General features: G+C 51.5%; 1 rRNA gene. It reads right to left on the bottom strand.

The window, feature by feature from the left end:
- Positions 1 to 476, bottom strand: a 16S ribosomal RNA gene (locus tag C2862_RS25580); the annotation flags it as partial.

Genomic DNA, 476 nt, shown 5'->3' on the forward strand with positions numbered 1-476 from the left:
TCTCGCGCGACTACAGGGGTATCTAATCCTGTTCGATACCCGCACCTTCGAGCTTAAGCGTCAGTTGCGCTCCCGTCAGCTGCCTTCGCAATCGGAGTTCTTCGTCATATCTAAGCATTTCACCGCTACACGACGAATTCCGCCAACGTTGTGCGTACTCAAGGAAACCAGTATGCGCTGCAAGTCAGACGTTGAGCGTCTACATTTCACAACACACTTAATCTCCAGCCTACGCTCCCTTTAAACCCAATAAATCCGGATAACGCCTGGACCTTCCGTATTACCGCGGCTGCTGGCACGGAATTAGCCGGTCCTTTTTCTGAAGGTACATACAAGAAGGGACAAGTCCCTTTTTTTATTCCCAACTAAAAGCAGTTTACAACCCGGAGGGCCGTCATCCTGCACGCTACTTGGCTGGTTCAGGCTCTCGCCCATTGACCAATATTCCTCACTGCTGCCCCCCGTAGGCGAGTAAT

The organism is Massilia sp. Mn16-1_5 (assembly GCF_004798585.1).
Classification (GTDB): domain Bacteria; phylum Pseudomonadota; class Gammaproteobacteria; order Burkholderiales; family Burkholderiaceae_D; genus Telluria.